Annotated in this window: 29 protein-coding genes; 22 read left to right on the top strand and 7 right to left on the bottom strand. The window is 37.7% G+C overall.

The features are described from left to right. Positions 1-5 precede the first annotated feature (5 nt). The 7 genes from QNH48_RS18925 to QNH48_RS18895 all read left to right on the top strand — a co-directional run bounded on the left by QNH48_RS18925 (position 6) and on the right by QNH48_RS18895 (position 7,649). Positions 6-815, top strand: coding sequence for an SDR family oxidoreductase (locus QNH48_RS18925; RefSeq protein ID WP_283951561.1), 810 nt, complete (start codon positions 6-8; stop codon positions 813-815). A 31-nt stretch (positions 816-846) separates the two neighbouring features. Then, positions 847-2,460, top strand: coding sequence for an AMP-binding protein (locus QNH48_RS18920; RefSeq protein ID WP_283951560.1), 1,614 nt, complete (start codon positions 847-849; stop codon positions 2,458-2,460). Between the two features lie 102 nt (positions 2,461-2,562). Further along, positions 2,563-4,227 (top strand): class I adenylate-forming enzyme family protein, encoded by a 1,665-nt coding sequence (locus QNH48_RS18915; protein ID WP_283951559.1) that lies wholly within the window; start codon positions 2,563-2,565, stop codon positions 4,225-4,227. A 113-nt stretch (positions 4,228-4,340) separates the two neighbouring features. Further along, a complete protein-coding gene (locus QNH48_RS18910) occupies positions 4,341-5,126 on the top strand; it encodes an enoyl-CoA hydratase/isomerase family protein (protein WP_283951558.1) in 786 nt (261 codons plus the stop codon). 74 nt (positions 5,127-5,200) lie between these two features. Continuing rightward, positions 5,201-5,602: a hypothetical protein gene (locus QNH48_RS18905; RefSeq protein WP_133371945.1), complete on the top strand. Its 402-nt coding sequence runs from the start codon at positions 5,201-5,203 to the stop codon at positions 5,600-5,602. A gap of 31 nt (positions 5,603-5,633) precedes the next feature. Continuing rightward, entirely contained in the window at positions 5,634-7,100 is a 1,467-nt protein-coding gene (locus QNH48_RS18900; RefSeq protein ID WP_283951557.1) for a sodium:solute symporter family transporter, read from the top strand. 51 nt (positions 7,101-7,151) lie between these two features. Continuing rightward, entirely contained in the window at positions 7,152-7,649 is a 498-nt protein-coding gene (locus QNH48_RS18895; protein ID WP_283951556.1) for a DinB family protein, read from the top strand. Positions 7,650-7,725: 76 nt separating this feature from the next. Here QNH48_RS18895 and QNH48_RS30585 read toward each other — a convergent pair whose 3' ends face one another. Beyond that, positions 7,726-7,803, bottom strand: coding sequence for an endonuclease (locus tag QNH48_RS30585; protein WP_481858507.1), 78 nt, complete (start codon positions 7,801-7,803; stop codon positions 7,726-7,728). Positions 7,804-8,058: 255 nt separating this feature from the next. On the opposite strand from QNH48_RS30585, the gene QNH48_RS18885 reads away from it, so the two are divergent. Next, positions 8,059-8,850: an HAD family hydrolase gene (locus tag QNH48_RS18885; protein WP_283951555.1), complete on the top strand. Its 792-nt coding sequence runs from the start codon at positions 8,059-8,061 to the stop codon at positions 8,848-8,850. 112 nt (positions 8,851-8,962) lie between these two features. Here QNH48_RS18885 and QNH48_RS18880 read toward each other — a convergent pair whose 3' ends face one another. Then, positions 8,963-9,670 carry a hypothetical protein gene (locus QNH48_RS18880; protein WP_283951554.1) on the bottom strand — a complete coding sequence of 236 codons (708 nt, stop codon included), beginning with the start codon at positions 9,668-9,670 and terminating at the stop codon, positions 8,963-8,965. A gap of 281 nt (positions 9,671-9,951) precedes the next feature. Between QNH48_RS18880 and QNH48_RS18875 the strand changes: the two genes are divergently transcribed. Both QNH48_RS18875 and QNH48_RS18870 read left to right on the top strand, forming a co-directional pair. Further along, positions 9,952-10,227: a hypothetical protein gene (locus QNH48_RS18875; protein ID WP_133371950.1), complete on the top strand. Its 276-nt coding sequence runs from the start codon at positions 9,952-9,954 to the stop codon at positions 10,225-10,227. 75 nt (positions 10,228-10,302) lie between these two features. Further along, positions 10,303-11,310 carry a DUF3231 family protein gene (locus tag QNH48_RS18870; RefSeq protein ID WP_283951553.1) on the top strand — a complete coding sequence of 336 codons (1,008 nt, stop codon included), beginning with the start codon at positions 10,303-10,305 and terminating at the stop codon, positions 11,308-11,310. A gap of 89 nt (positions 11,311-11,399) precedes the next feature. Here QNH48_RS18870 and QNH48_RS18865 read toward each other — a convergent pair whose 3' ends face one another. Both QNH48_RS18865 and QNH48_RS18860 read right to left on the bottom strand, forming a co-directional pair. Further along, the gene (locus tag QNH48_RS18865) at positions 11,400-11,855 is read right to left on the bottom strand and encodes a S1 domain-containing RNA-binding protein (RefSeq protein ID WP_133371951.1); all 456 of its coding nucleotides are present in this window, start codon (positions 11,853-11,855) and stop codon (positions 11,400-11,402) included. Positions 11,856-12,142: 287 nt separating this feature from the next. Continuing rightward, positions 12,143-12,733 carry a guanylate kinase gene (locus QNH48_RS18860; protein ID WP_283951552.1) on the bottom strand — a complete coding sequence of 197 codons (591 nt, stop codon included), beginning with the start codon at positions 12,731-12,733 and terminating at the stop codon, positions 12,143-12,145. 361 nt (positions 12,734-13,094) lie between these two features. Here QNH48_RS18860 and QNH48_RS18855 point away from each other — a divergent pair, with 361 nt between their 5' ends. The 3 genes from QNH48_RS18855 to QNH48_RS18845 all read left to right on the top strand — a co-directional run bounded on the left by QNH48_RS18855 (position 13,095) and on the right by QNH48_RS18845 (position 15,760). Next, the gene (locus tag QNH48_RS18855; RefSeq protein ID WP_283951551.1) at positions 13,095-14,540 is read left to right on the top strand and encodes a DEAD/DEAH box helicase; all 1,446 of its coding nucleotides are present in this window, start codon (positions 13,095-13,097) and stop codon (positions 14,538-14,540) included. Between the two features lie 71 nt (positions 14,541-14,611). Then, positions 14,612-14,803 carry a hypothetical protein gene (locus QNH48_RS18850; protein WP_095251783.1) on the top strand — a complete coding sequence of 64 codons (192 nt, stop codon included), beginning with the start codon at positions 14,612-14,614 and terminating at the stop codon, positions 14,801-14,803. A 24-nt stretch (positions 14,804-14,827) separates the two neighbouring features. Then, the gene (locus tag QNH48_RS18845; protein WP_283951550.1) at positions 14,828-15,760 is read left to right on the top strand and encodes a D-2-hydroxyacid dehydrogenase; all 933 of its coding nucleotides are present in this window, start codon (positions 14,828-14,830) and stop codon (positions 15,758-15,760) included. A 7-nt stretch (positions 15,761-15,767) separates the two neighbouring features. Here QNH48_RS18845 and QNH48_RS18840 read toward each other — a convergent pair whose 3' ends face one another. Continuing rightward, positions 15,768-16,253: a hypothetical protein gene (locus tag QNH48_RS18840; protein ID WP_283951549.1), complete on the bottom strand. Its 486-nt coding sequence runs from the start codon at positions 16,251-16,253 to the stop codon at positions 15,768-15,770. 202 nt (positions 16,254-16,455) lie between these two features. Between QNH48_RS18840 and QNH48_RS18835 the strand changes: the two genes are divergently transcribed. Then, the gene (locus tag QNH48_RS18835; RefSeq protein ID WP_283951548.1) at positions 16,456-16,818 is read left to right on the top strand and encodes a DUF3147 family protein; all 363 of its coding nucleotides are present in this window, start codon (positions 16,456-16,458) and stop codon (positions 16,816-16,818) included. 15 nt (positions 16,819-16,833) lie between these two features. After that, positions 16,834-17,229: a DUF3147 family protein gene (locus tag QNH48_RS18830; protein ID WP_283951547.1), complete on the top strand. Its 396-nt coding sequence runs from the start codon at positions 16,834-16,836 to the stop codon at positions 17,227-17,229. A gap of 65 nt (positions 17,230-17,294) precedes the next feature. Here QNH48_RS18830 and QNH48_RS18825 read toward each other — a convergent pair whose 3' ends face one another. Further along, positions 17,295-17,444, bottom strand: coding sequence for a hypothetical protein (locus QNH48_RS18825; protein WP_283951546.1), 150 nt, complete (start codon positions 17,442-17,444; stop codon positions 17,295-17,297). A 358-nt stretch (positions 17,445-17,802) separates the two neighbouring features. Between QNH48_RS18825 and QNH48_RS18820 the strand changes: the two genes are divergently transcribed. From QNH48_RS18820 to QNH48_RS18805, 4 genes are all read left to right on the top strand, one after another. Next, entirely contained in the window at positions 17,803-18,888 is a 1,086-nt protein-coding gene (locus QNH48_RS18820; RefSeq protein WP_283951545.1) for an FAD-dependent monooxygenase, read from the top strand. 153 nt (positions 18,889-19,041) lie between these two features. Further along, positions 19,042-19,710: a phosphatase PAP2 family protein gene (locus QNH48_RS18815; protein ID WP_283951544.1), complete on the top strand. Its 669-nt coding sequence runs from the start codon at positions 19,042-19,044 to the stop codon at positions 19,708-19,710. 26 nt (positions 19,711-19,736) lie between these two features. After that, positions 19,737-20,291, top strand: coding sequence for a GNAT family N-acetyltransferase (locus QNH48_RS18810; protein WP_283951543.1), 555 nt, complete (start codon positions 19,737-19,739; stop codon positions 20,289-20,291). Between the two features lie 67 nt (positions 20,292-20,358). After that, positions 20,359-21,375, top strand: coding sequence for a S66 family peptidase (locus QNH48_RS18805; RefSeq protein ID WP_283951542.1), 1,017 nt, complete (start codon positions 20,359-20,361; stop codon positions 21,373-21,375). A gap of 606 nt (positions 21,376-21,981) precedes the next feature. Here QNH48_RS18805 and QNH48_RS18800 read toward each other — a convergent pair. Next, positions 21,982-22,422, bottom strand: coding sequence for a GNAT family N-acetyltransferase (locus tag QNH48_RS18800; RefSeq protein ID WP_095251775.1), 441 nt, complete (start codon positions 22,420-22,422; stop codon positions 21,982-21,984). Between the two features lie 216 nt (positions 22,423-22,638). Between QNH48_RS18800 and QNH48_RS18795 the strand changes: the two genes are divergently transcribed. From QNH48_RS18795 to QNH48_RS18785, 3 genes are all read left to right on the top strand, one after another. Beyond that, the gene (locus tag QNH48_RS18795; protein ID WP_283951541.1) at positions 22,639-23,229 is read left to right on the top strand and encodes a biotin transporter BioY; all 591 of its coding nucleotides are present in this window, start codon (positions 22,639-22,641) and stop codon (positions 23,227-23,229) included. A 19-nt stretch (positions 23,230-23,248) separates the two neighbouring features. Continuing rightward, on the top strand, positions 23,249-24,241 hold the full coding sequence (bioB, locus tag QNH48_RS18790) for a biotin synthase BioB (protein ID WP_283951540.1): 993 nt from the start codon (positions 23,249-23,251) through the stop codon (positions 24,239-24,241). Between the two features lie 144 nt (positions 24,242-24,385). Continuing rightward, positions 24,386-25,486, top strand: coding sequence for a threonine aldolase family protein (locus QNH48_RS18785; protein ID WP_283951539.1), 1,101 nt, complete (start codon positions 24,386-24,388; stop codon positions 25,484-25,486). Positions 25,487-25,511 lie beyond the last annotated feature (25 nt).

The following is a 25,511-nucleotide window of genomic DNA, read 5'->3' as shown; positions in this document are numbered from 1 at the left end:
AAAACATGCAAATATCAGAGATTTTTTCGAATACCCTTCTGAAGGGTCAAGTCGCTATTGTTACGGGTGGCGGCACGGGAATCGGTAAAGTAATTGCCCATCAATTAGGCAGTGTAGGAGCAAAACTAGTTCTAGCTGGACGCAGAGAAGAAGTATTGAAAAAAACAGAAGATGAATTTGTTTCACAAGGATTTGAAGTATTAACGGTCCCGACAGATATTCGAGAGATTGACCAAGTTGAAAACCTTGTTACCCAAGCAGTAAACCGATTTGGGAAGGTAGATATATTAATTAACAATGCTGGAGGACAGTTTCCCAAAAAAGCGGAGGAACTATCAAAAAATGGCTGGGATGCTGTTATTCGAACGAACTTAAATGGAACATTCTATGTTACACAGGCTGTAGGAAAACAAATGATTAAACAGGGTACAGGAGGAGCTATAACGAATATTCTCGTTTCCTTCTTACATAGGGGGGCTCCTGGTATAGCCCATTCGGTAGCAGCAAGGAATGGGGTATATGGTTTAATGAAAAACCTAGCATTAGAATGGGCACAGCATAGCATTCGTGTTAATTCCATTGGTGCTGGATTATTCATAACAGAGGGGATGCAGGAAGAAATGGCAGCGGCAGACCCGACCTTCATCGACAACACGATTAAGGCTGTTCCGTTAAGGCGGGTTGGAAATCTTGAAGAACTCGGCTGGTTAGCAGCTTACTTATCCAGTAAGGCCAGCGGGTATATCACGGGTGAAAATATTATTATTGATGGCGGTAATTCATTGGGGCATGGAATTACGTTTTTCCCTTACTAGAATAATAGAGTTTTGAGGAAGGGTGTCGTAAATGTTTAACAGTGTTAGAGAAGTAATTGAACAATCGGCGCAAAAATTTGGAAAGAAAAAGTTCCTTTATTGTGATGAGAAAGAAATTTCTTTTGAAGAAATCAATCTGATCTCAAGTAAAGTAGCAAGCCTTTTTCATGAATTAGGTGTAACAAAAGGAGATAAAGTCGCTCTTTATCTCCCCAACTGTATAGAGTTCATATACTGTTGGTTTGGTTTAGCGAAACTCGGTGCCGTTTTGGTGCCCATCAACAATTTTTTTAAGTCTACTGAGACCTCTTATGTGTTAGATAATTCTGACTCGAAAATAGTGGTAACGGAAAACAATGCTCTGGAAATGGTCTTAGGAATTCGTGAGGAATGTCCTTCGATTGAATATGTCATCTCGATCCAACAATGTAATCATACAAGTGTTATTAGCTTTTATGATTTTTTAGAAAAGCAGACACCGTATTTGTCTTCGGTAGAAATAAAAAGAGATGATGATGCGGCCATTCTATATACATCAGGAACAACCGGTCATCCCAAGGGATGTGTAGAGCCTCAAAGTTACTACTTAGTTAACCCGTGTCTATGGGCTGAAGCACTCGAACTTACAAGTGAGGATCGAGTGTTAACACCCTTACCATTATTTCACATGAATCCCCAGATTTTATCTGTAATGGGGGCATTGATCCTTGGGGCAAGTGTTATTGTGTTAGACCGTTTTCATCCTAAGAGTTGGTGGGAGGATGTCATCAAGTATAACGCCACTCAATTTCATTACTTAGGCGTTATGCCAGCAATACTATACTCCATGCAACCAAGTTTAAAAGATAGAGAACATAATGTCAGAGTGACACTTGGTGCTGGAATATCTAATGAGTATCACCAGCTCTATGAAGAAAGGTTTAGTTTACAGGCGGTTGAAGTGTTTGGCATGACGGAAGTTGGTTTGACGATGGTTACTCCAATTCACGGTGAGAGAAAAGTTGGTACGGGTTGTATGGGAAAAACTCTTCCTGGTTTTCATGCTAGTGTTGTAGATGAAAATAACCAAGAGCTTCCAAATGGAACAGTGGGTGAATTGGTTATCAAAGAAGATCCTCGCCCAGAGGGATCTGCGATGATGAAGGGGTATTATAAAAATCCTGAGGCAACTCAAAAAGCATGGGAGGGTGGCTGGTTTCATACTGGTGACATGGTGAAAAAAGATGAAGATGGATTTTTCTATTTTGTTGATCGGAAAAAAGACATCATAAGAAGAAGTGGGGAAAACATTTCATCAATGGAAGTGGAGGATTGCGTGAAAGCGCATCCAAAAGTAATGGAAGCGGCAGCGGTACCAGTCCCAGATTCGATTCGGGAACAAGAGGTAAGAGTCTGTATTGTATTGAAAGATGGCGAAAGTGCTGCGACTGTTCCAGAGCAGGAAATTATTGATTGGTGTTCTGAAAGATTAGCATACTTTAAGATTCCTCGGTATGTTGAATATATTAACGAGTTTCCGAAGACAGCCAGCCAGAAAATACAAAAATCTATCTTAAAGGAAAACCTTCCTGAGCAGTGTTTTGATAATGTAATAAAGGCGCAGGTATCCCTTAAAGAAATTATTTCATCAGCTGCTAAAAAATAATGAAATTGCGGTTTTTCATTATTAACTAAATCAGCAGTAGAACCTAAATTAGAAAGAGTAATAGAAGGTTGGTAGATAGAATTTTTGCGAGGAGTGAAGGGTATGAAAGTCGATGTAACTTCGCTATATAACAGAAGAAGGGTTAACAGGTGGGAAAGAACTTCTGTAGGAGACATGCTCGAAAGACTAAAGTATAGCTTTCCTGATAAAGAGGCCTTAGTCGGGTGGGAAGGTGCGTATGCACACCCGGATAATGCAAGACTTACTTATCTAGAGGCAGACGATAAGGCCAACCAATTTGCCAATGCACTTTTCAAAAGAGGACTAAAAAAGGGAGATCGTGTCCTTTTCTTTTGTGATAACTCTGTAGAAGGATTTTTGGCTAAAATTGCTGTCGCTAAGGCTGGAATGGTTGCTGTTCCTATGAATACAATGATGGCTCCAGATGTCATTACCTATCTCATTAACCATGTTGAACCGAGACTTTTTATTGCAGACTCCGAGCATTGGCCAAAAATAGAAAATGTTTTCAGTAAACTGAATATTAAGCTGGACATTACGATTCCAATTGGTGGAGGGGTAATTCCTGGAAGTCAGTCGTTTGAGGAATTTTACGGAGGACATTCAAAAAACGAACCAGATGTTGAAATTCATGGGGATGATATTTGGCAAATGTTGTTCACATCTGGAACTACTTCAATGCCTAAATGTGTTATGGTATCCCACACGAATACCTATATGTCTGCGTATAGTTTCGCTCTATCAATAACAAGAGGATTATCGATTGAAAATGAATTAAAGGTTTGTAGTTTTCTTCCAATTATGTTCCATGTTGCTGATCAAATATTTGCATATCCTGTTTTTCTATCAGGGGGAACATTTGTGATTGGACGTACGCTTAACATGCCGGCAATGGCTGAAGCCATCACCAAGGAAAAGGTAACTACCCTTTGGTCCGGATCGCCTGCATTTTTGACTGGTCTCACAGATTTAATCCTTACAGAAAGAGACAAATATGATGTGAGCAGTTTAAAGGTAATTGTATACGGCTGGGCTCAGCTTAGTCCGGATTATCATGAAAAGTTAAAGGAACTATGCGGACGTGATTTAGTGACGTTTGAAATCTTTGGCCAAACAGAGTCAATATCCTGTTATCGTTTTTGGCCAGATAAGTGGCCTGAAACCTACGAAAAGAATGCACCAGAAGTTAACTATGTAGGTGTCCCTAATCCAATTCTTGCTTCGGTGATAATGGATGAAAATGGAAGCGTTATCAATGATCCGCGTGTTCAAGGGGAAGCGGTATATCGGTCACCTGCAGTCATGTCTGGATATTATAAGGACGAAGAGGCTACAAGGAAAGCCTTTGAACATGGCTGGTTTCATTCAGGAGACAGCTGTATGTATGATGAAGATGGTTTAGCAATAATGGTCGATAGATATAAGGATATTATTAAGTCTGGTGGAGAAAATGTCTCCAGCATTCGTGTAGAAGCAGTGCTTCGACAGCATCCTGCTGTAGAAAAAGTAGCTGTAATTGCTTTGCCTCATGAAAAATGGGGTGAAATGGTTACAGGAGTAGTAGTGCTTAAAAAAGGTAAGCATGTTGCGGAAGCTGAGTTAATCAGTTTTTGCCGTGAAAAACTCGGTGGTTTTGAAACACCCAAACAAATTATCTTTACTGAAACCATTCCTGAAACCGTGGGAGGAAAAATCTTAAAATATCGTTTACGTGAGCAACTTGGGGCTTTAAATCTCAAAAGCTGACCTTGCTAATGTAGCTACTACAAACACAATAAGACAGTTCCAAAAATTCATAAAGGGACTGTCTCTTTTACGAATATGGTACAAACAAACGTAAGTAGGGGAGGAATAAAGCCATGGAAAATGAACTGATTTATGAAAAAAGAGGCAATCGAGCACTTATAACGATTAATCGTCCTCAGGTGTTCAATGCATTAACTCCAAACGGATGGGGATATTTAGGAGATTTGTTCCAGGATGCAGAAAATGATCCAGATATCCGAATTGTGATTATTACCGGTGCTGGAGAAAAAGCCTTTTGTTCCGGTGCCGATTTAAAAAAGACCATACCACTTTTACTCGGGGATGAGCGAAATGATGAACTCGAAACAAAAATAAATCATGCAATGATGAAGTTCAAGCCAATCACCAAGCCTATTATTGCAGCAGTCAATGGTCATTGTTTAGCTGGTGGTACAGAATTATTGCAAGCAACAGACATCAGAATTGCGGCTGAAAATGCTACTTTCGGGCTGCCAGAACCAAAATGGTCAATTATGGCTGCAGGTGGTTCTTTAGTAAGACTGGTCAGACAAATCCCCTATTGCAGAGCAATGGAAATTCTATTGACTGGAAGACAATTATCTGCTGAGGAGGCTGAGAAAATAGGCTTGATTAATAGAGTGGTCCCATTAGAGGATCTAATGATAGAAGTTGATCGATATGCTGAACTAATTATCCAAAATGGACCAATTGCGGTTCAATCTACTAAACAAGCTGTTATTAGTTTGCAAAACTTGTCTTTAGATGAAGCGTTTAAAGTGGAATGGAACTTTGCACAACAGGCATTAAAAAGCAAAGATGCAAAAGAAGGAATTTTGGCATTCGATGAAAAAAGAACGCCTCAATTTATAGGGGAGTAAGTTATCAATATCTAATAAGAAATAACAATATGTTTAACCATTTCTCTGATGGAATCTTAAGGAGGTAGAGGAGAATGTCAAATAGGTTTGTATACGCTTCGACTGCTTTACTCGTATTAATTATCATTGGTATGCTCGTCGGATCATTTCGATTAATCATTTACCCGTATATAGTTCTCGTAGGAATACTGTTATTAATTGGATTGGCTAAAAAAATAATAGTGAATAAAAAAATCATTTGGATTCCTACCATTGTCACATTCCTATTTTTACTCTTACAGGGATGGTTAGACATAGCGACGCTCCATTCACCTATTGGAGGAGGAAATTTAATATTTGGTTTTACTATTAGTACAGCCATTTACTATGTTGGAATTTGGACATTGTGTGCTAGTTTTTCATTAATATACGTTTGGACATTTAGCAAGCCAGAAGTAAAGAAGTCTTCTATTAATACAAATTCATTAGATATATAGATACCTATAAAAAAAGAAGGAGGGGATTTACATGAATCCAACGATTATTGCAATTGCAGTTATTTATTTATTGGTATGTGTTTTAATCGGATATTGGGCAACCAAGAAGACCAAAACGAGTGGTGACTTTTTTGTGGCTGGTAGAGACATGGGGATGTTTGTAATGGCGATTGCAGCATTTTCATCCATCCAGAGTGGATTTGGTATGGTGGGTGGAACAGGAATGACATTTAACGGCGGTTTAGGATTTGCATCAGGACTAATGGTTTCAGCTCCTTTAGGTTTTGCACTAGCATGGTTCTTAATCGGAAAAAGATTATATAAAATTAGCAGGATTGGTGAAGTGTATTCAATTGGGGATATTATTGAGATTAGATATCAGAGTAAGGCAGCGCGCGGATGGATTTCAGTTGCAATGATATTAGGGGTTTTGGGGTATCTTGGCACACAAGTTCAAGCAATGGGCATAATCATGCATTCCATTTTTGGAGTAACACCAATGGTAGGTGCAATAATAGGTTTAGCAATCATGGCTTTTTACTGTGTTGGCGGTGGGATTCTGGCTGCCGTTTATACGGATCTATTTCAAGGAATAATCATGATTGTTGTTTCAATAATTGTATTTTTCGTTGCAATCAATATTGGTGGAGGAATTCCCGAAATGTCTCAAACACTTATTGACTCCAATCCAACATTGGCCTCACCTTTTGGCACATACCCTGTTATAACCGTAATCTGTTGGTTTTTTATGATTAGCTTAGGTGCAGCAGCACAACCTCACTTTCTCACAAAGTTTTTACTACTTAAAGATGATAAGGATTTAAAGTGGGGGGCTTTTACTGCTAGCATATCCTATATGATAACCACACTGTTGGTAATAGGCATAGGGCTTGCTGCTTTAGTATTAAAGATTCAAGGGAAATTTCCTGAGTTGAAATCACCGGATGATGCTTTACCTGTTTTTTTATCAATGTTTACGTCACCGTTTATAAGTGGATTAGTCATTGCAGGTTTAATGTCAGCTATTATGTCAACAGGTAGTAGTTTTGTAAATATTGGTGCAGCAAGCATAGTACGAGATATCCCAAAGTCATTTAACTTAAAAGTGAAAAATGAGTTATTTTGGAGTCGTATTGCTGTTCTAGGTCTCCTCGTCCTTTCGGCTATTTTCTCTTTTTATATGAATACATTAGTTGGTTTATTAGGAGTATTTGGATGGGGTCTGTTTGCATCAGCTATATTCCCTTCTGTTGTATTAGGATTAATTTGGTCAAAAGCAACTAAATACGGAGCAATTGGAAGCATTGTGATTAGTCTAGTGATAAATATAATATTAGAAATTGGCGGTAAATACGGTTTTAAGTTTCTTCCTCCTGGTGTAATAAATGGGGCGTTTGCATTAGCAGTATCTACAGTATTATTTATTGCAATTTCACTTTTAACCCAACCGAAAGAAGTAAAAATAAGCAATGAGTTGAAGAGTGTAATTGAGGGGTAGCTGCATCTGTTTGAGTTGGGTGTAAATATAAATGGGTAAGGAGGGGAAGAAATGTTCGGAATAAAGGTGGCGAGGGCAGAGTTACTAAATTATGTCTCCAATATATCAGACAAAGAAGCAGCACTCATTGCTGAAAATGAAGAATGGTCCATTTTAGATATTTTAGAACATCTGTATGTGATTGAAAAAGTGATGACCTCAGAAATAAAAATAATACTGGTAAAAGGTGAAAGAAAAAAGGCCATAAAACATAAACCACTAGATTCAACACTGAATCGTTCAAGTAAATACAAGGCACCAGAAAACATGAAACCTATTAAAGAGTTTACTAGCATCTTGCAAGCAAAAGAAAGGTTAGACTCTTCTAGGCAGTCATTAATTGAACTCCTAGAAGTGTATGACCCTGAAGAGTTAAAAGTTAATTCGGGAAAACACCCTGCATTTGGAACCATTAGTGTGGAGCAATGGGTGGAATTTATAGGATTACATGAAAAACGTCACCTAGCTCAAATAAAAGAAATGGTGGAAAAACGTATAGTAAATGACTAAAATTACCAAAAAAAGAGTCCCAGGAATGTATTTCCTGGGACTCTTTTTTTATAGATGGAAATTGGAGAACATTCTGTTAAATTAGGAAAATAATAAACGGATTACGATTTCCTTGTATTTGGTAAATGGCTTGATTACGGTGCTTTTCATGCAAACTTACTGGGAAATCTTGGTGCCAGCGGGATTAACAATGGAACATCAATCTCTATACAATAGAGTTTCTTAATCATTCTGGGATAAAGAAGCAGGAATTTTTTGTTATGCTCCGCTCCATTAGATTACGTCTTTGATACTACCATTATATTACAAAGTATATTTAGCTCCATTTTTATTTTATGAAAGAATATTCTTTTAATTTAAAAAGTGGTAAACTAGTAAAATATATTTGGTTGAAGGTGAGGCTCAGGAAATGATAAAAGCAATTTTTTTCGATTTAGATGATACACTGCTTTGGGATCAAAAAAGTATCAAGGAAGCATTTGCTGCGACATGTAAAGTAGCAGAGAAACGGTATGGTGTAGATGCAAGTGAACTAGAAGAAGCGGTACGTGAGGCTGCAAGAAATTTATATTCCTCCTATGAGACCTATTCATTTACACAAATGATCGGAATAAATCCATTTGAAGGATTATGGGGGAATTTCTTAGATGACCACGATGATTTTAGGAAAATGAAAGAAATCGTTCCTAGTTATCGAAAAGAGGCCTGGACAGCGGGGCTGAAGGCGATGGGTGTGGATGATCCCGCTTTTGGGCATGAATTGGCGGAAAGATTCCCACAAGAACGCAGTAATCTGCCGTTTGTGTACGATGAATCGTTTAAAATACTAGATTCATTAAAAGGAAAGTACCAAATGCTTCTGTTAACAAATGGATCACCTGATTTGCAGAACACTAAACTTTCGATTACACCAGAGCTTGTCCCATATTTTGACCAAATTGTCATTTCAGGAGCTTTTGGAATAGGAAAGCCTGATCCATCGATATTTGAGCATGCGTTGTCACTCATGTCCTTAGAGAAGGATGAAGTCCTGATGGTGGGGGATAACTTAATGACGGATGTTCTTGGTGCCAATAGGGCCGGGATTAAATCTGTTTGGATTAACCGTCACGATAAAGAAAGAAATGAAGTCATACCAACCTATGAAATTAAACATTTAGAAGAGCTTTTTCCACTATTGGATGAGTTGAACAAGAGATAAAATTAATAAAAGGCTGTTCAAAGGTCTACTTGACTTTTTGGACAGCCTTAACTTATTTTAAAAATTGGATTGTACCCGAAGAAGGTACGAGCAACCAGTTACGGTAACAATTCTAGATCACGACGGAAAGTTTATTTAAGAGGGTGCCATTTTTTGCAGCTTTAATGAGTGGACGGACATCTTCTTTTAGTTGAAATTTATATAAATCATTGTCCAAGTAAACTTGAATACTGATATCGCAGATTCTACTGACACCGGAGGAGTTTGTCGAAATCTCAGCGAAAATTTGATGCAAATGTTGAAGGAGTTTCCATAAATCGCCATTGAATTCAGTATACATATTAAATCTCTTTTCAAGGTTCTCTACCTTACTTAGGTCATCCAAATAATCATATGGATACAAAATGGTAATATGATTATTTCCTAATTCCATGAGTCTGTTACCGAAGTGCTCTTTGTTTAACAAACCTACACGAAACTTACTTTTATTTTCTTCCTTTCCTATCCTGGGACAGGTAATGACGGTAGAGTCAAATTGAGCTTTCAAATATTCGTTTTTATTCTTTTCGTATTCAAGTGTTTTCTCAAATAATTCCTCGATTATTCTAGCGGTAGTATTTTTCAGTTTTGCTAATTTTCTATTAAAGTTATGAATAAAGTTAAATACCCCTACACCAGTCGCCCATCCCATATTTGGTATCGAAACCAGCTTTTCAACATTGTCATCCCAACCCATTTCCGCATTTTTACCATAGGTTATCCGTGTATCGGTCATTACAATCGAGAAATAATCTGAAACATAGCCAATGACAACGCTCATCACGCCATCTCCCCAGGTGAATATCCGTATTCTTAATTCCATTATCTCGTACCGGAGTTAGAGTATGATGATAAAATTATTAGAATTTAATGAGAAATTTTGTTGGTTTTAGTTTTAGTGTAGCCACCCCATCCTAAAAAGGATGAAAACCATGCTAGTTTTTCTAACAGGTTGATGGATTGCTGCTTGTTTTATTGACTATAATCAGAACCATACTCGAACTGAAGGTATTCAATACGGAGACATTTCATACATTATTTTAAAAAAGGGGAGTGGATAGTGTGCTTAAGAGTAAAAGAGAAGTCCAGGTGTTTCTAAAAATTTTCGAAGCATTTGCAAATTGGGATGGAGAAAAACATTTTCTTACTATGGAAACAGAGAATCCTAAGGGAATCCTGACAATTATGAAATCATCTGATGGTGCTTTTTATTATCACCGAAAGAATGAATTGTATTGGGACATAAAAGAAATAAAAGTGGAGACAGGTATTTTAACAGACATCATTTGGACATTTAGACAGGCTGTTAATAAATCAATTAAAGAAATCGCTGTGTAAGTTGAACTCTCTTTCGCAAATAATTTCCTCCTATACTGGAAATATTATGCTTGAAGATAATAGGAGGAAATTTTTATGGATAAAAACCCTAATCATATCAAATTAACAGCTTCTGAATTGTCCTATCTATGGACAAGTTATCTGGCAGACAGTATGTCAGTCTGCGTATTGAATTATTTTCTTGTACATATGAATGACAGTACTATTAAATCGCTCATCACGAACGCTCTGGAACTCTCGCAACAGCACATTGACTTCATTCGTAGTGTTTTTACAAAGGAACAATTTCAGATTCCACAGGGATTTACCGAACAAGATGTAAATTTAAGGGCAAAACGGTTATTCTCTGATGTTTTTTATTTGAGATATATTCGCAATATGACCAAAGGTGGACTAGTCACCTATGGAAGGGTGTTACAAAACATTTATCGTCAGGATAACCGCTCCTTCTACTCTGAATGTTTAACAGATACTTTGGAATTGGATAATAAAGCAACTACAATCTTATTAGAAAAGGGATTAGCCATTCGTCCTTCTGTTATTCCATATCCACAAAAATTAGAGTTTATCCATAAACAATCCTTTATTTTAGAAGGATTAGGAAGAAGGGAAGGACTTACGGGAACAGAGGTTACCAATCTTTGTGCGAACATCCTGACGAATCACCTCGGTGTGGCAATTTCAACAGCTTTTAGTCAGGTGGCAAAATCCAAAAAAGTCCGTAAATATTTTTTAAGAGGAAAAGATGTATCCTTGAAACATATTAATGTTTTAAGCAGCTATTTAGAAATGGACTCACTTTCAATTCCGGTTTCATTAGCACAGGAAGTTACTGATTCCAATGAATCCCCGTTTTCTGATAAATTAATGATGTTTCACTTTAATCTGATGATTTATGCTGGGGTAGGAAACTATGGAATCGCGATTTCAGAAAGTCAAAGAACCGATTTGGTTGTGGATTATTCACGGTATATTACGGAGGTTTTGAAGCTGTCAGAGGACGGAGCTAATCTCATGATTGAGAACGAATGGTTGGAGCAGCCTCCTATGGCAGCGAATCGAAGAGATTTGGCAAAGAATTAATGTATTTCGATTACCAAAATCTTCGAACCCATCATCTCTAATAAATAAAAGAAGGCAAGCCTCATGGGGCTTGCCTTCTTTATCTATAATTATCCGCGTCTTCCGCCTCTGCCGCCACGTTTTGTTTCGGTGCTGCGTTTTAAACTGGATAAATTTTCTTCACTAGCTTTTAAGAATTTAGCCATTTTATCTTCAAAGTTTTCTTTTGGTTTAAAGTTGCCGCCGCCTTTTGAACGGAAGTCTTTTGATTGCCTATTATCTCTACCTTGGCGTTGTGGACGCTGGGAATAAGAAGAAGTTTGCCCCTCTGGCTTATCAATAGCTTTTTTAATAGACAAGGCAGTTTTTCCGTCTTTCTCACTAATTACCTTAACTTCAACTTGATCCCCTACTTTGAGATGATCATTAACGTCTTTAACATAGCTGTCAGCTACTTCGCTAATGTGCACAAGGCCAGTTGTGCCACCTGGTAATTCTACAAACGCTCCAAAATTAGTAATACCCGTTACTTTACCTTGTACTTTGCTGCCTACTTCGATCGACAAAAAGAGTTCCCCCTAAATAATGTTTTCAACACTTAATTATACAGTGTTATTTAGATAATTTCAACCTGTTATCTACCTTGTTTTTTTTCATTCAAGAACACTTCATTCAATTTTTATGTTAGTATGTATTATGTTTAGCGTTAACAACCTGCTTATGCACATGAAAAAATCGCTATTTCGTTTTCGTTTGCAAATATTAAGGATGACAGCAGGGCTAATTTATACTAAGAAAAATATTATAAAAAAGGTCCAATGACAGGGTTAATTTCCTATCAATGGACCTTTTATTAATAATCGGTGACAATTCTATTTTGATCAAGGAAAGCTTCAATGACTTCACTAACTTGAAAAGAAACTTGTGGTGAGTCATAATTTTCAAAGACATGTTCACATTCAGTTTTATAAGCCATGGTTTCATCATAGTGTGCTAAGTGTCTTTGGATATCTTCTTCTTTGTCATTTCGAGCCTGATGTCTCTTGATAACCGTATCACGGTCAGAATAGATGAATAAGCGCATGACTCGGTCGCCATACATACTTTTTAATTTCTCGGTGCCTTCTGGATTTAACGTTAGATAGACAAGATTATGGTTTTCAAATGCCTTGACGATATCCTGTTCGCGAATTCCATAATGAATTCCATCGATATCCACACTCTCAAGAAATTCTTGGTTGTCCTTCAGCTTGTTGAAGGCTTCGTCTGTAACAAAATGGTAGTCAACGCCATCTTGTTCATAATGACGGGGAGGACGAGTCGTGTAAGAAAGTACCGTTTCCATATCAAACGCGGTCGCGACCATCTTGGCAATGGTCTTTCTTCCAGAGCCATCGGGTCCTGTGTAAATGAAAAGTTTTTCCTTATCCTTGATTTTATACATAGATTACCTCCTAATAAAAAATATAGTTAAATTAAAAAAAGAGATCCACAGATGTATAAAATTGCTGTTAAGTGAGTGATCTATACTATCCTTAGAACAGGATATTTCCATTATAACAGATTTTTCACTATATTTTTGACTTTTCTGATATTTATATGGTGAAAAGTGCAAAACAGCTTCTTTAATTAATGTACCCTTTCTCTTAAGTCTTGTAAAGCTGCTGTGTAACAGTGTGCTGAAATAAAAAGTCGAAATGTCATGTATTTCAAGTATAATTAACATATTCAGATTTTGCATATGATAATTCTTTCAGAGAAATCCTATATAGAAGTTGGATAATACAAAAAAATGAGGTTACAACATGAGTGAAAAAAAGTTTGAAGATTATCATTTAAGCGAGGAAATAAGAAGGGCGCTTACGGTATTAAAATACGATAATCCCACCGAAGTACAAAAAGAAGTGATACCAAAGGCATTAGAAAATCTAGATTTGGTTGTAAAATCACAAACAGGCAGCGGTAAGACAGCATCCTTTGCGATTCCTATTTGCGAGATGATGGAATGGGAGGAAAAAAAGCCCCAGACTTTAATACTTACACCTACTCGTGAGCTGGCTGTCCAGGTTCGTGAAGATGTTACGAATATTGGACGATTTAAACGAATTAAAGCGATGGCGGTTTATGGGAAAGAACCTTTCTCAAAACAGAAGGAAGAATTGAAACAAAAAACACATGTAGTCGTCGGGACACCTGGTCGTACGATTGACCATATCGAAAGGGGAACGCTCGAATTAGATAAAATCAAATATCTAATCATTGATGAAGCGGACGAAATGTTAAATATGGGCTTTATTGATGAAGTCGAAGCCATTATAAAAGAACTCCCGGAGAACCGAGTAACGATGGTCTTTTCAGCTACCTTACCGAAGGATGTTGAAACCCTTTGTCATCGATATATGAAAAATCCTATACAAATTGAGATTGCAGCTTCGGGTGTCACAACGAATACGATTGAACATGCCGTTATTGAAGTAAAGGATGAAGAAAAGGTTTCATTATTGAAGGATTTAACAGTGGTTGAAAATCCAGATAGCTGCATTATATTTTGCCGAACTAAAGAAAACGTGGAAAAAGTCTATACAGAGTTGGAAAAAGCCAATTATTCTTGTGAAAGATTACATGGCGGTCTTGAACAAGAGGATCGGTTTGGCGTAATGGATGGCTTTAAAATGGGGAACTTCCGCTATCTTGTGGCAACAGATGTTGCTGCTAGGGGAATCGATATTGATAATGTGACACTGATTATTAATTACGATGTTCCAATGGAAAAAGAGAGTTATGTTCACCGGACAGGAAGAACAGGAAGAGCTGGTAACAAAGGAAAAGCGATTACTTTCGCAACACCTTATGAAGAGAAATTTGTTAAGGCAATTGAACGTTACATTGGCTTTGAAATCCCTAAGATGGATGTCCCAAACCAGGATGAGGTTGCGAGTGGAAAAGCCGCATTTGAAGAAAAACTAAGCGGCCGAAGAGTTGTCAGGAATAATAAAACGGCACGAATTAACAAGGATATTACCAAGCTCCACTTCAGTGGCGGTAAGAAGAAAAAGCTTCGGGCAGTAGACTTTGTTGGGACAATCTCTAATATTCCTGGAGTTTCAGCAGAAGATATTGGCATTATCACCATCCAGGACAACCTAACCTATGTTGACATCCTTAATGGAAAAGGCTCAGTAGTCCTCCAAGCAATGGAACAGACAACCGTCAAAGGAAAGAAACTGAAAGTGAGTAAGGCGTTAAAATAATTTAATTAATTCAGGACGATTAAATATACAATAATCGTCCTTATTTTTATAATGAAGAAGGAGTTATCATAATGAAGTATTTTAAATCACAAATGAAACAGTTAGTAAAAGAAAATAAAGAATTGCAGATGCACTTAAAAGAGTTGATTAATGAACATGACCTTGAAAAGAACTTTGCACTTAAGGCATTGTATCACTCTGAAGTAGCAGATGGCGGCAGGTACCAGACAGCTTATCAAGCACTCGATGTGCCGAAAGAGTAAGCTAATTTAGAAGAGGGGAAAAACATGGATATAAGAAATATTTTATTAGTCAGCCCAATGTATAAAGAACTTCAAGTATTAATAGAAAAGGAAGCCCCAGGAAAGTCCTTTCGTTTTATTCCTGAGGATAAGCTGACCCAGGCTGATTTAATCTGGGCAGATGCGCTTGTTTCTTTTAATCTAAAAGCTGACTATGATTATAGCTCAGTGAAATGGGTTCATTCGCTGGGTGCAGGGGTTGACCGTTTTTTATTTAAGAAGGAATGGAATGATGAGATTCTATTAACCAGAACGATTTGTTCGTTTGGACAGAGAATTGCAGAATATTGTTTAAGTTACATCCTGAAGGATTTACAATTTCATGATATTTTCGAAGAGCAGCAGCAGCAAAAAAAATGGGAGCAGCGTACGCCTAGATTAATAGGAAATCAAAAAGTTCTTGTTTATGGAACCGGCGAAATCGGTCAAATGATTGCGAAAGTTTTTTCTGGGCTAGGGGTAGACGTTTATGGGGTATCTTTAAGTGGAAAAGAAAAAGAATATTATACAGAAGTCTTGAAGCTGGATTCTCATTTTTCTCGATTAAATGAAATGAATTATGTGATCAATACTTTGCCGTTGACAGAACGGACAGAAAAATTATTCGACAGTTCTATCTTTAGTCGACTTTCAGATGCAGGATTTATTAATGTGGGAAGAGGGGCTTCGGTAGATGAAGAAGCCTTACTGCAGGCTTTGACTGACAACCAAGTCCGCTTTGCCATACTCGATGTCTTTGCACAAGAACCACTTCCGGAAAACAATCCATTATGGAGTCATCCAAGGGTTCAAATTACTCCACATATTTCTGCCGTTACAACAGCAAATGAGGGGACAGCTTGCTTTCTAGAGACTCTCAAAAACATCGATGAAAACAAGCCACTTACCAATAGAGTAGATACAATACAAGGCTATTAGAGCTAATTCAATGGAAAACCCGAAATAAAGGGTTTTTTTTCTTTTTCATAGAATCTATCGCGAATTGAAAGCCATATAGTGACAATCCTCTTAAAAGAAATAATAATGCCACATGAATAGGTTTGAATCTCACTAAAGATACGATGTTTAATTGTTTTAAAATCTTTACTCCAGGAAAAGCAATAAGAAAATGGCCAATACCATTGATAATAATAAATTTCAGGAATTTTCCATAATGGTATTTTAAAGTCCATAATGCTGCAATAAATTCTGGACCTATTATAAAAGGGACACTGCCACTGATTTTCGGATGTATACTGGTGTTAAACCGCCACCAATGTTTCTTTTCTGCATTGATGTGCACAAGTGTATTGACAAGGGTAACGAAAATAGCCGCTGGAAGATATTTTTTAATGGCTCTCCTCCCTAATAGCGGTAATGAAAACCAAGGTAGAATCATCATAACGATTAGCAAAAATCTTGTTTTATTCATTCAACACCTCCGTATTTTTAGAATGTGTACATGCATTGATAATATTCATCACATATGATAACGCTTTAAAAATAGTAATGAAATGTTCACAAGTGAAGAGTAGAAAATAAGGTAAAATGAACTTGTATCGTATTTATGTGAAAAAATTCACAAATGATAGAATAAACTATTTTAGTTTTTCATAAAACAGAGGTGACACATCATGGGAGAACTTTCAATGAGTGCCTTACTATTAAGATTTCTATTAGGGGGAACAGCCGTAGCTGTTTCAACACTTGTTGCAAGGAATTTAGGAGAAAAAGCTGGGGGAATCTTTGCGGCTTTTCCAGCCGTGTATTTAGCGGCTTTATTGACAGTGGGTCTGGACTTTAGTGGAGAGGAATTAGTAGCTCACTCCATTCTATTATCGAAAGGCGCCATCGTCGGCATGGGGATTAATATTCTAGTGGCGATTCTTGCAGGATACCTCTTGCCAAGACAAGGCTGGAAACGCGGTCTTATCCAGGCTATGGGATTTTGGTTGATTGTATCAATGGCGGTTGTGATGATTACAACTAACTCGTGAGAAAGGGTGCAACTTATGTATAAAGATTTACTGATTCGCTTTATTCTCGGCGGGGCAGCCGTGATGGTAAGCTATATGATAACGGTCATTTCTCCGTGGAAGATTCTTGCAGGAATCTTTGCAGCCTTTCCAGCCGTAATGCTTACTGCCGTTTTAATGGTAGGAATTGCTTCTGGTTCAAAGAAGGCTGCTAAAATTGCAAATGGATCAGTTTTTGGAATGATTGGCGGTGTTGTCTGCGTGGCAACGGTTTGGACCGTATTACAGGTCAGTGGCAATTGGACATTGAGTATTGTACTTGGTCTCATGTTTTGGCTGGGAAGTTCCATTATTGTATCGACATTAAGAGACAAGATTAAAAATAGCGTTAGGGTAAATATTCTGTCTGATATTTTGGTAAGACATAAATAATGTAAAAACAAGACGGCTGTAGGCCGTCTTGTTGATTGTTCGTATTGTGTGAGTCAATATATGGCTTATTCCTCAGTTCCTTCTGTTCCGTCTTCATTTTGTTCTGTTTCTTCTGTTTCAGTATCATCATTTTCAGTATCGCTACATCCAGTGGCAACTCCAAGCAACATAAAAACTGACATCAAAGCAACTAACCAAGTTTTGTAACTTTTCATCTTAAAATTCCTCCTTGAATGCTTGCAATTTGTACTACAGGATTATCATACAAGCTTTGGAGAAGAAATATATTGGATTTGCCATTTCTTAACATTCATTAACAGCTTCTTTAAAGTACTTCAAACTAAATGAATTAAATTTTACAAATAATTAATAAGATTGCCTACTTAAAGCAAACATCTTAGTAATGTTTATTTTGTTTGCTACATAAACAAATAATGATTGACCATGAACTTTTAATTTGTTACTCTATACTTAACTTTTTTTCTTATCAAGAAACTTATTACACGAAACGAATTGTTAAATAACAATTATAATATATTGATAAAATTATATAACACTAGAAGGTGGGTATAAATGAACTTACAAGCAGATGTTTGTATCGTTGGCGGCGGACCTGCAGGGACATTACTCGGACATTTATTAGCTAAAAACGGTGTATCTACCATTATTCTTGAACGCTCTGCTGGAGTTAATCGTCAATTCAGAGGCGAACATATTAACGCTGAAACAGAGGCAATTCTAAAAGAACATCAATTATTTGAGAGAATAGAAGAGCTAGGTATTCTTAAAATGAAAAAAGTTGAATACTTTGCTGGTAGAAATATAGTGAAAAGCATTACACCCGGAAACCATGAGGATCATGTAGGCATTCATGTGCCTCAAGCACATTTATTAACAGCTATCATTGAAGAGTCAGAAGAGTATAATCATTTTCAACTATTATTTAACACCACTGTTAAAGAACTGATTCAAGATGAACAAGGATACTATACAGGTGTAAAAGCAACACAGAATGGGGAAGAAATCCACATTTCAAGCAAGGTTACGATAGGTGCAGATGGCCGCTACTCAACAGTCAGGAAACTTGCAAAAATCCCAACGATTGAAATGACACACGGGTATGATGTTCTGTGGGCAAAAATCCCGGCTCCAGAAGGTTGGGAACCAACAACAAGAATGGTTCTGGTAAATGGACATCAGTTGGCATTGTTTTCACAGACGGGAGGACTCATCCAAATCGGCTGGAATATTGCTGAAGGGTCATTTCCTACCTTGAGAAAAAGCTCGTTACAGCCATTTGTTGAGCCATTGATTGAAAGCTTTCCGGAACTAGAACAAAGTGTAAAAGAACACCTTCAATCTTGGAACAACTTTGTCTGTCTAAAAGTTCAAAGCTCGCGATGTGAAACATGGGTAGAGGACGGATTAATCCTCATTGGGGATGCTGCACATACCATGACACCAACAGGTGCCATTGGAATTAATTGTGGAATGAAAGACGCTCATATCTTAGCGCCAATCCTAACAAAAGCATTATTTGAAAATAAAATTCAGTCAGATCATCTAAAAATATTCGAAATGAACAGAAGAAACGAAATCAAAACACAGCAAATCATGCAAGTGAAACAAGAAACAACATTAGCAGAGAAATTCGCATAGGTGACAATAATATGGTGACAGGCACCAAATATACAATAAATCGCTTATATGCAGCGGTTTTTGTATATTTGGTGCTTTTTTGTTTGTAATGTATTAGTAGGATTGGTTTGGATGGGAAATTATATGTTTATTGATTATGAAGGGGTTACTGATATGAATTTGAAGTTTCAGCTTACTCGCGCCTTTATTATTAGCCTGGTTTCGCTCGCAGCATTTAGTTTAGTTGCCATTCTCATTAGGGCAGATATGATTATGGATTTCGATCAAAGCGTCATCGGAGCCGTTCAATCCCAAGAGTCTCCGTTTCTCACAAAAGTAATGGAGTTTTTTACAGTGGTTGGTTCAACACAAGTAGTAGTCGTATTATGTTTATTGATTATCTTTTTTCTCTATAAGGTGCTGCACCACCGGAAAGAATTGATATTATTTATTGCTGTCGTTGCAGGGTCGCCTTTACTAAACCTATTACTCAAAGAAATCTTCCAAAGAACGCGTCCTGATTTACATCGCCTGATTGAAATTGGTGGATATAGCTTTCCAAGTGGGCATGCCATGAATGCTTTTACGGTCTATGGAATTCTTACCTTTCTACTTTGGCGACATATTTTTAAACGAGTGGGTCGGAGCCTTTTACTGCTGTTTAGCGCCTTTGTAGTCTTTATGATAGGGATAAGTAGAATTTATTTAGGTGTCCACTACCCAAGCGATGTAATTGGCGGGTATTTTGCCAGTGGATTCTGGCTGGCCACATCGATTTGGTTCTTTCAATGGTATATGGAAAGACAACCGCGTTTGGCTAGTAGGATGCTAAAAAGATCTTAAAAATTTCAAACAAAGGAACTAGAATTATGAAGTTTATTACAACAAAACAATGGGATGAAGACCTGTGGCATAAGACCAAAGATATCTATAATGTTGCTTTCGGAGAGCATGCAACCAAACCCGAAAAGATTATTCGAAATATGTTTGCAAAGGGGCTTAGTTCTCTACATGTGTTAATCGAAAACGATAAGGTTTTTGCCATGGCACTGACGGGTTCAATGCCAAACTCAAGTGTACTGCTGCTGGATTACTTAGCGGTACGAAAGGATTTACGCGGTCATGGATTTGGACAAGAACTTTGTGAATACATCAAAGAATGGGCACGGTCACAGACTCAATTCAAACGTATTCTGGTTGAAGTAGAATGTGATGAAACACCAGGAAATCTAGCCAGAATTCATTTCTGGGAAAAATGTGGTTTTCAGCTGTTAGATGATTATAAGCATTGCTATAAATGGGGGCCACAGCACTATATGGCGATGGTGCTTTACCTTAATAGGAAGCCAGCTACTCCATTAAATGGGGAAGATTGCCTTAAATATATGGCAACATTTCATAAAGAATCCTACAAATTAGGCTAGTACCTTTTCGAGGGAAACTGTAGAATAATGGTAATAATTTCTGCAGTTAAGAAAGGGGAGAGTTAGAATGATTACATATCCATTTTTGAAAAAAAGGGCAACTATAGGAGTAACTGCACCTTCATCAGGTGTGGAAGAAGAGCTTCATGAGTTAGTGAAACTTTCATGCAGTCGACTAGAAGAAAGAGGCTATAGTATTATCTGTGGTGATACCGTTTGGACTCAGGATAAAGCAAAATCTTCTCCTGCTAAAAAACGTGCCCAAGAGTTTAATGAAATGATGAAGGAGGAAACCATCAATCTTATCCTCCCTCCGTGGGGTGGAGAGCTACTTATTGAAATCCTAGAAGAGCTTGATTTTGATAACATGAATAATAAGTGGGTGCTCGGTTATTCGGATACGAGCATGTTGCTGCTGGCCATTACGTTAAAGACAGGTATTGCTACGGCACATGGAACGAACTTAATTGATTTAAGAGGCGAATTTTCTGATGATACTACTGCTATGTGGGAGAGTGTTTTATCAACAAAAACAGGATTATCTATTACCCAATTTTCATCAGAAAAATATCAACAGATGTGGCAGCATGATAACCCATCTCCTTGTGTTTTTCATCTAACAGAGGAAACCAAATGGAAAACCGTTTCAGGCGAAAAGGTAAAGGCTAAAGGGCGTTTGCTGGGTGGGTGCATTGATATCATTAGACATTTAATTGGTACCCCTTTTGGGGATTTACAGAACTTTAGGGAAAATCATATTCACGAAGAACCCATCATGTGGTATTTTGAGAATTGTGATTTAATAACGACAGATTTGCGCAGGTCGTTAGTACAGATGAAATTAGCAGGTTGGTTTGAAGACTGTTCCTGTATTATGTTTGGTCGTAGTTCTGCCAATGAATCAGTTGAAAACTATACAATCGAGGATGTTTACCAAGACTTGTCTGATGAGCTCCAAATCCCGATTATTTATGACATCGATTGTGGTCATGTACCACCACAAATTACATTTGTGAATGGTGCATTTGGAGTGGTTGAGGTTGAAGATGGCAAAGGAACAATTGTGCAATACTTTAAAGAGTAGAATAGTAGACTCGTTCCCTTCGAATCATAAAAATGGTTGCTGAGGGAATTAGGGAGGGGATCTGATTCCCATTGAAGAAGAAAAAGGGTGTTAGCGGTCATCAGAGAGGGAATCTGATTCCCATTGAACCAGAAAAATAGTGTTAGTGGTCATCAGAGAGGGAATCTGATTCCCATTGAACCAGAAGTGTTAGCGGTCATCAGAGAGGGAATCTGATTCCCATTGAACCAGAAAAATAGTATTAACGGTCATCAGATAGGGAATCTGATTCCCATTGAACCAGAAAAATAGTGTTAGCGGTCATCAGAGAGGGGATCTGATTCCCATTGAACCAGAAAAATAGTGTTAGCGGTCATCAGAGAGGGAATCTGATTCCCATTGAACCAGAAAAATAGTGTTAGTGGTCATCAGAGAGGGAATCTGATTCCCATTGAACCAGAAAAATAGTGTTAGCGGTCATCAGAGAGGGGATCTGATTCCCATTGAACCAGAAAAATAGTGTTAGCGGTCATTAGAGAGGGAAACTGATTCCCCTTAAATCAGTTGAGAGATGTAAAGGGTCATTAGATTTTCTGCTATACATATTTAGTAAAAACATTACAAAATTTAATCCAAGTTTTTTGACATTAGGGTGGAAACGTCTTTAAACCCCAGCTTTTCGTAAAGATGTTTGGCATGGTTTCCGGCATAAACATTCAATTGGACTTTTTTATGGCCTTCTGCTCGTAACTGGATGAAAGCTGCTTTACATAATTTTTCGGCAGCACCCTGTTTGCGATGGGGTGGGAGTACATACATTTCATTGATAAAGCCAACCTCTTCATCCGTGTTTTGATCAATGATGCGACCTAATCCCACCCAGCCCTGAATAACATTATTTTTAACCCGAACAAGGTAATAACCACCGCCATTTAAAAAAGGAGTCATCATTTCAATCGCTTTTTCACGGCTTGGCTTAACGTAACCCATGGTGGCCTCTTTTAATACCACTAAATGATAATTCAAGATCCGTTGCGTTTCCTCGTAGGTTGCTTTTCTAATCGTCATTTTCCTTTTCATCTCCTTTGAAAAGCCAGTATAATCTCATCTAGTCGAATACCTATCCTATTGTATGAAAATGGGTTAAATATGGGTACTGTATTGAATCAAGACGGGCATATTCCAGTTATGAATAAACTTTTATGTCAACCTAATAATATTTTTGGTTGACATAAGTTGACGGACCAATTATTCTTAATTTAATGAATATTTGGGGGGCTGGTTATGAAACTTAGAACGATTGATCTTACTTTAGCAGCAATGTTTGTGGCTCTAATGGCTGTAGGGGCTAACATTACAGCCCTTGCGCCATTCATGGTCGTGGGGGGAGTACCCATTACGTTGCAAACATTTTTTGCTATTTTAGCAGGAGTGGTCCTGGGCAGTAGATTGGGAGCCATCGCTATGATGGTCTACGCATTTGTAGGTTTAGTAGGAGTTCCAGTATTTGCTCAATTTGGAGGAGGACTTGGCCATTTCTTGAGGCCAACATTTGGATTTATTGTTTCTTATGTTTTTACAGCGTATGCTACGGGTTACATAATTGAAAAAATGAAAAATACAGTTCGGGTATATGCTTTTGCTGCACTTATAGGGATGGCAATCAACTATGTTTTCGGAACGAACTGGATGTATGCAGCTTATAAAATTTGGGCGTCTGCTCCAGATGGGTTTACCTATAAGATGGCTTGGTTATGGATGGTTGTTCCACTGCCAAAAGATATCATTCTAGCAATTTTTGCAGGTGTTATGGGACATCGACTAAAACGTACCTTGTCTAGAAGTCAAACTAGCTATGTTAGAAAAGTGAGTTAAAAAAAAGTGAGGGATTGTTATGAGTAAATGGAGTGAATTGGCTTTAGAGGTGCTAAATGGTCATGAAATTACAAAAGAGGAAGCATTAAGTATTCTTAATTCCTCGGATATGGAGTTATTAGAGGTATTGCAGGGAGCTTACGCTATTCGCCATCACTATTATGGAAATAAGGTTAAGCTTAATATGTTAATTAATACGAAATCAGGTCTTTGTCCTGAAAATTGTGGCTATTGTTCGCAATCAAGTATCTCTAATGCTCCAATTCAAAAATATCGAATGGTGGATAAAGATACCATCCTTAAAGGAGCAGACCAAGCTTATCAGCTTCATGCTGGTACCTATTGCATCGTAGCAAGTGGAAGAGGTCCTAGTAATCATGAATTAGACCAGGTTGTTTCAGCAGTAAAGGAAATAAAGGACAAGTACCAATTGAAGATTTGTGCCTGCCTTGGAATTTTAAAACCAGACCAAGCCGCCAAGCTGAAGGAAGCTGGTGTTGATCGATACAATCACAACCTAAACACCTCAGAAGATCACCACGACTCCATCACCACATCACACTCTTATGATGATCGAGTTAATACTGTTGAGTTAGTAAAAGAATCAGGGATTTCTCCTTGTTCAGGAATAATCGTTGGTATGAAGGAAACGAAAGAGGATGTAGTAAACGTGGCAATGAGTCTAAAGGTATTAGATGCAGATTCTATTCCCGTTAATTTTCTACATGCAATAGATGGTACTCCGCTAGAAGGCACTAAAGAGTTGAATCCTAGGTACTGCTTGAAGGTCCTAGCTCTTATGCGGTATGTGAATCCAACGAAGGAAATCAGAATTTCAGGTGGACGAGAGGTTAACCTAGGAAGTTTACAGCCGCTTGGATTATATGCAGCGAATTCGATCTTTGTAGGAGATTACTTAACCACTTCTGGACAAGAAACTACTGCAGATCATCAAATGCTTGAGGATTTAGGTTTTGAGGTGGATTTTGTTAAAGAAACCATAAATGCATAAAAAATAGTTGAAGAAATATCTGGGCATCATCCTTTAGATGATGTCCTATTTTCGTGTAATAATCTATTTAAGGTCAGACAAGCAACTGTTATTATAGAAATAGAAAATAATATTCAGTAATAGATGTCTGAAGGGAGAAACAGGATGTCAGAGAAAAATATTTTAGCAGAAGCTTATAAAAAAACCTCTTATAAGACGTCTGGTCATGGTCCAAGGAATATTCAAGTGTTAAAAGAGGCATTCATGAATATCGATGGAGAGATGGAAAGCGAAATGTACGGTAAGGGCCAAGTCATCGACGATTTCCAAGCGAAAATGGCTAAGTACCTTGGTAAAGAGTATGCTGTCTTTTTCCCTAGCGGAACAATGGCCCAGCAAACCGCTTTACGAATTTGGTGTGACCATAAGGGAATTAATAAAGTGGCCTACCATCCATTAAGCCATTTAGAAATACATGAAGAAGATGGATTAAAGAAATTGCACTATATTGAGTCTATTTTATTAGCAGATAAAGACAGTGTTATTCAACTTGAAGACGTTGTAGGATTAGAGGAGGACATTGCCTGTTTATTGCTCGAATTGCCGCAACGAGAGATTGGCGGACAACTTCCGGATTACAAAACACTGGAGGATATTTCGGCATATTGTAAGGAAAAGGGGATTCGTATACACTTAGACGGAGCGAGACTCTTTGAAATTCTACCTTACTATCAAAAGTCTGCTGCAGAGGTTTGTTCACTTTTTGATAGTGTATATGTTTCTTTTTACAAAGGAATCGGCGGGATTGCAGGTGCGATTCTCGCAGGCGATAAAGCCTTTACGGATGAATCGAAAGTATGGAAAAGGCGTCATGGCGGCGATTTAATCAGTCTTTACCCTTACATCCTAAGTGCCGATTATTATTTCGATCAACGAGTGGGAAAAATGAATCAGTACTATGAGGAAGCGAAAGAATTTGCCCGCTGTTTTAATCAATGTCATGGTGTTTCGACCAAGCCATCGGAACCAGTCTCCAATATGTTTCATGTCCATTTTGAGGCACCAAAAGAGGAAATGGAATTGATATTAGTATCAATCTACGAAGAAACTAGCATTGGCTTAACCAGTTATGTTCGAGAAGTTAATAAGGCAGCAAGTAACTATGAAGTAAGCATTGGGGATTTGTATTCCCAGCTTCCAAAAGAAGAATTATCAAAGGTTTTTAAACTTTTAGATGAAAAAATGAAGGCATTCAAAAAGAATTAACTTCATCCATACAAATAAACTCCCC

It is taken from the genome of Neobacillus sp. YX16, from assembly GCF_030123505.1.
In the GTDB taxonomy this organism is placed as follows: domain Bacteria; phylum Bacillota; class Bacilli; order Bacillales; family Cytobacillaceae; genus Neobacillus.
The sequence above is the reverse complement of the archived record's forward strand: the minus strand, read 5'-3'. Positions and strand labels throughout refer to the sequence as shown.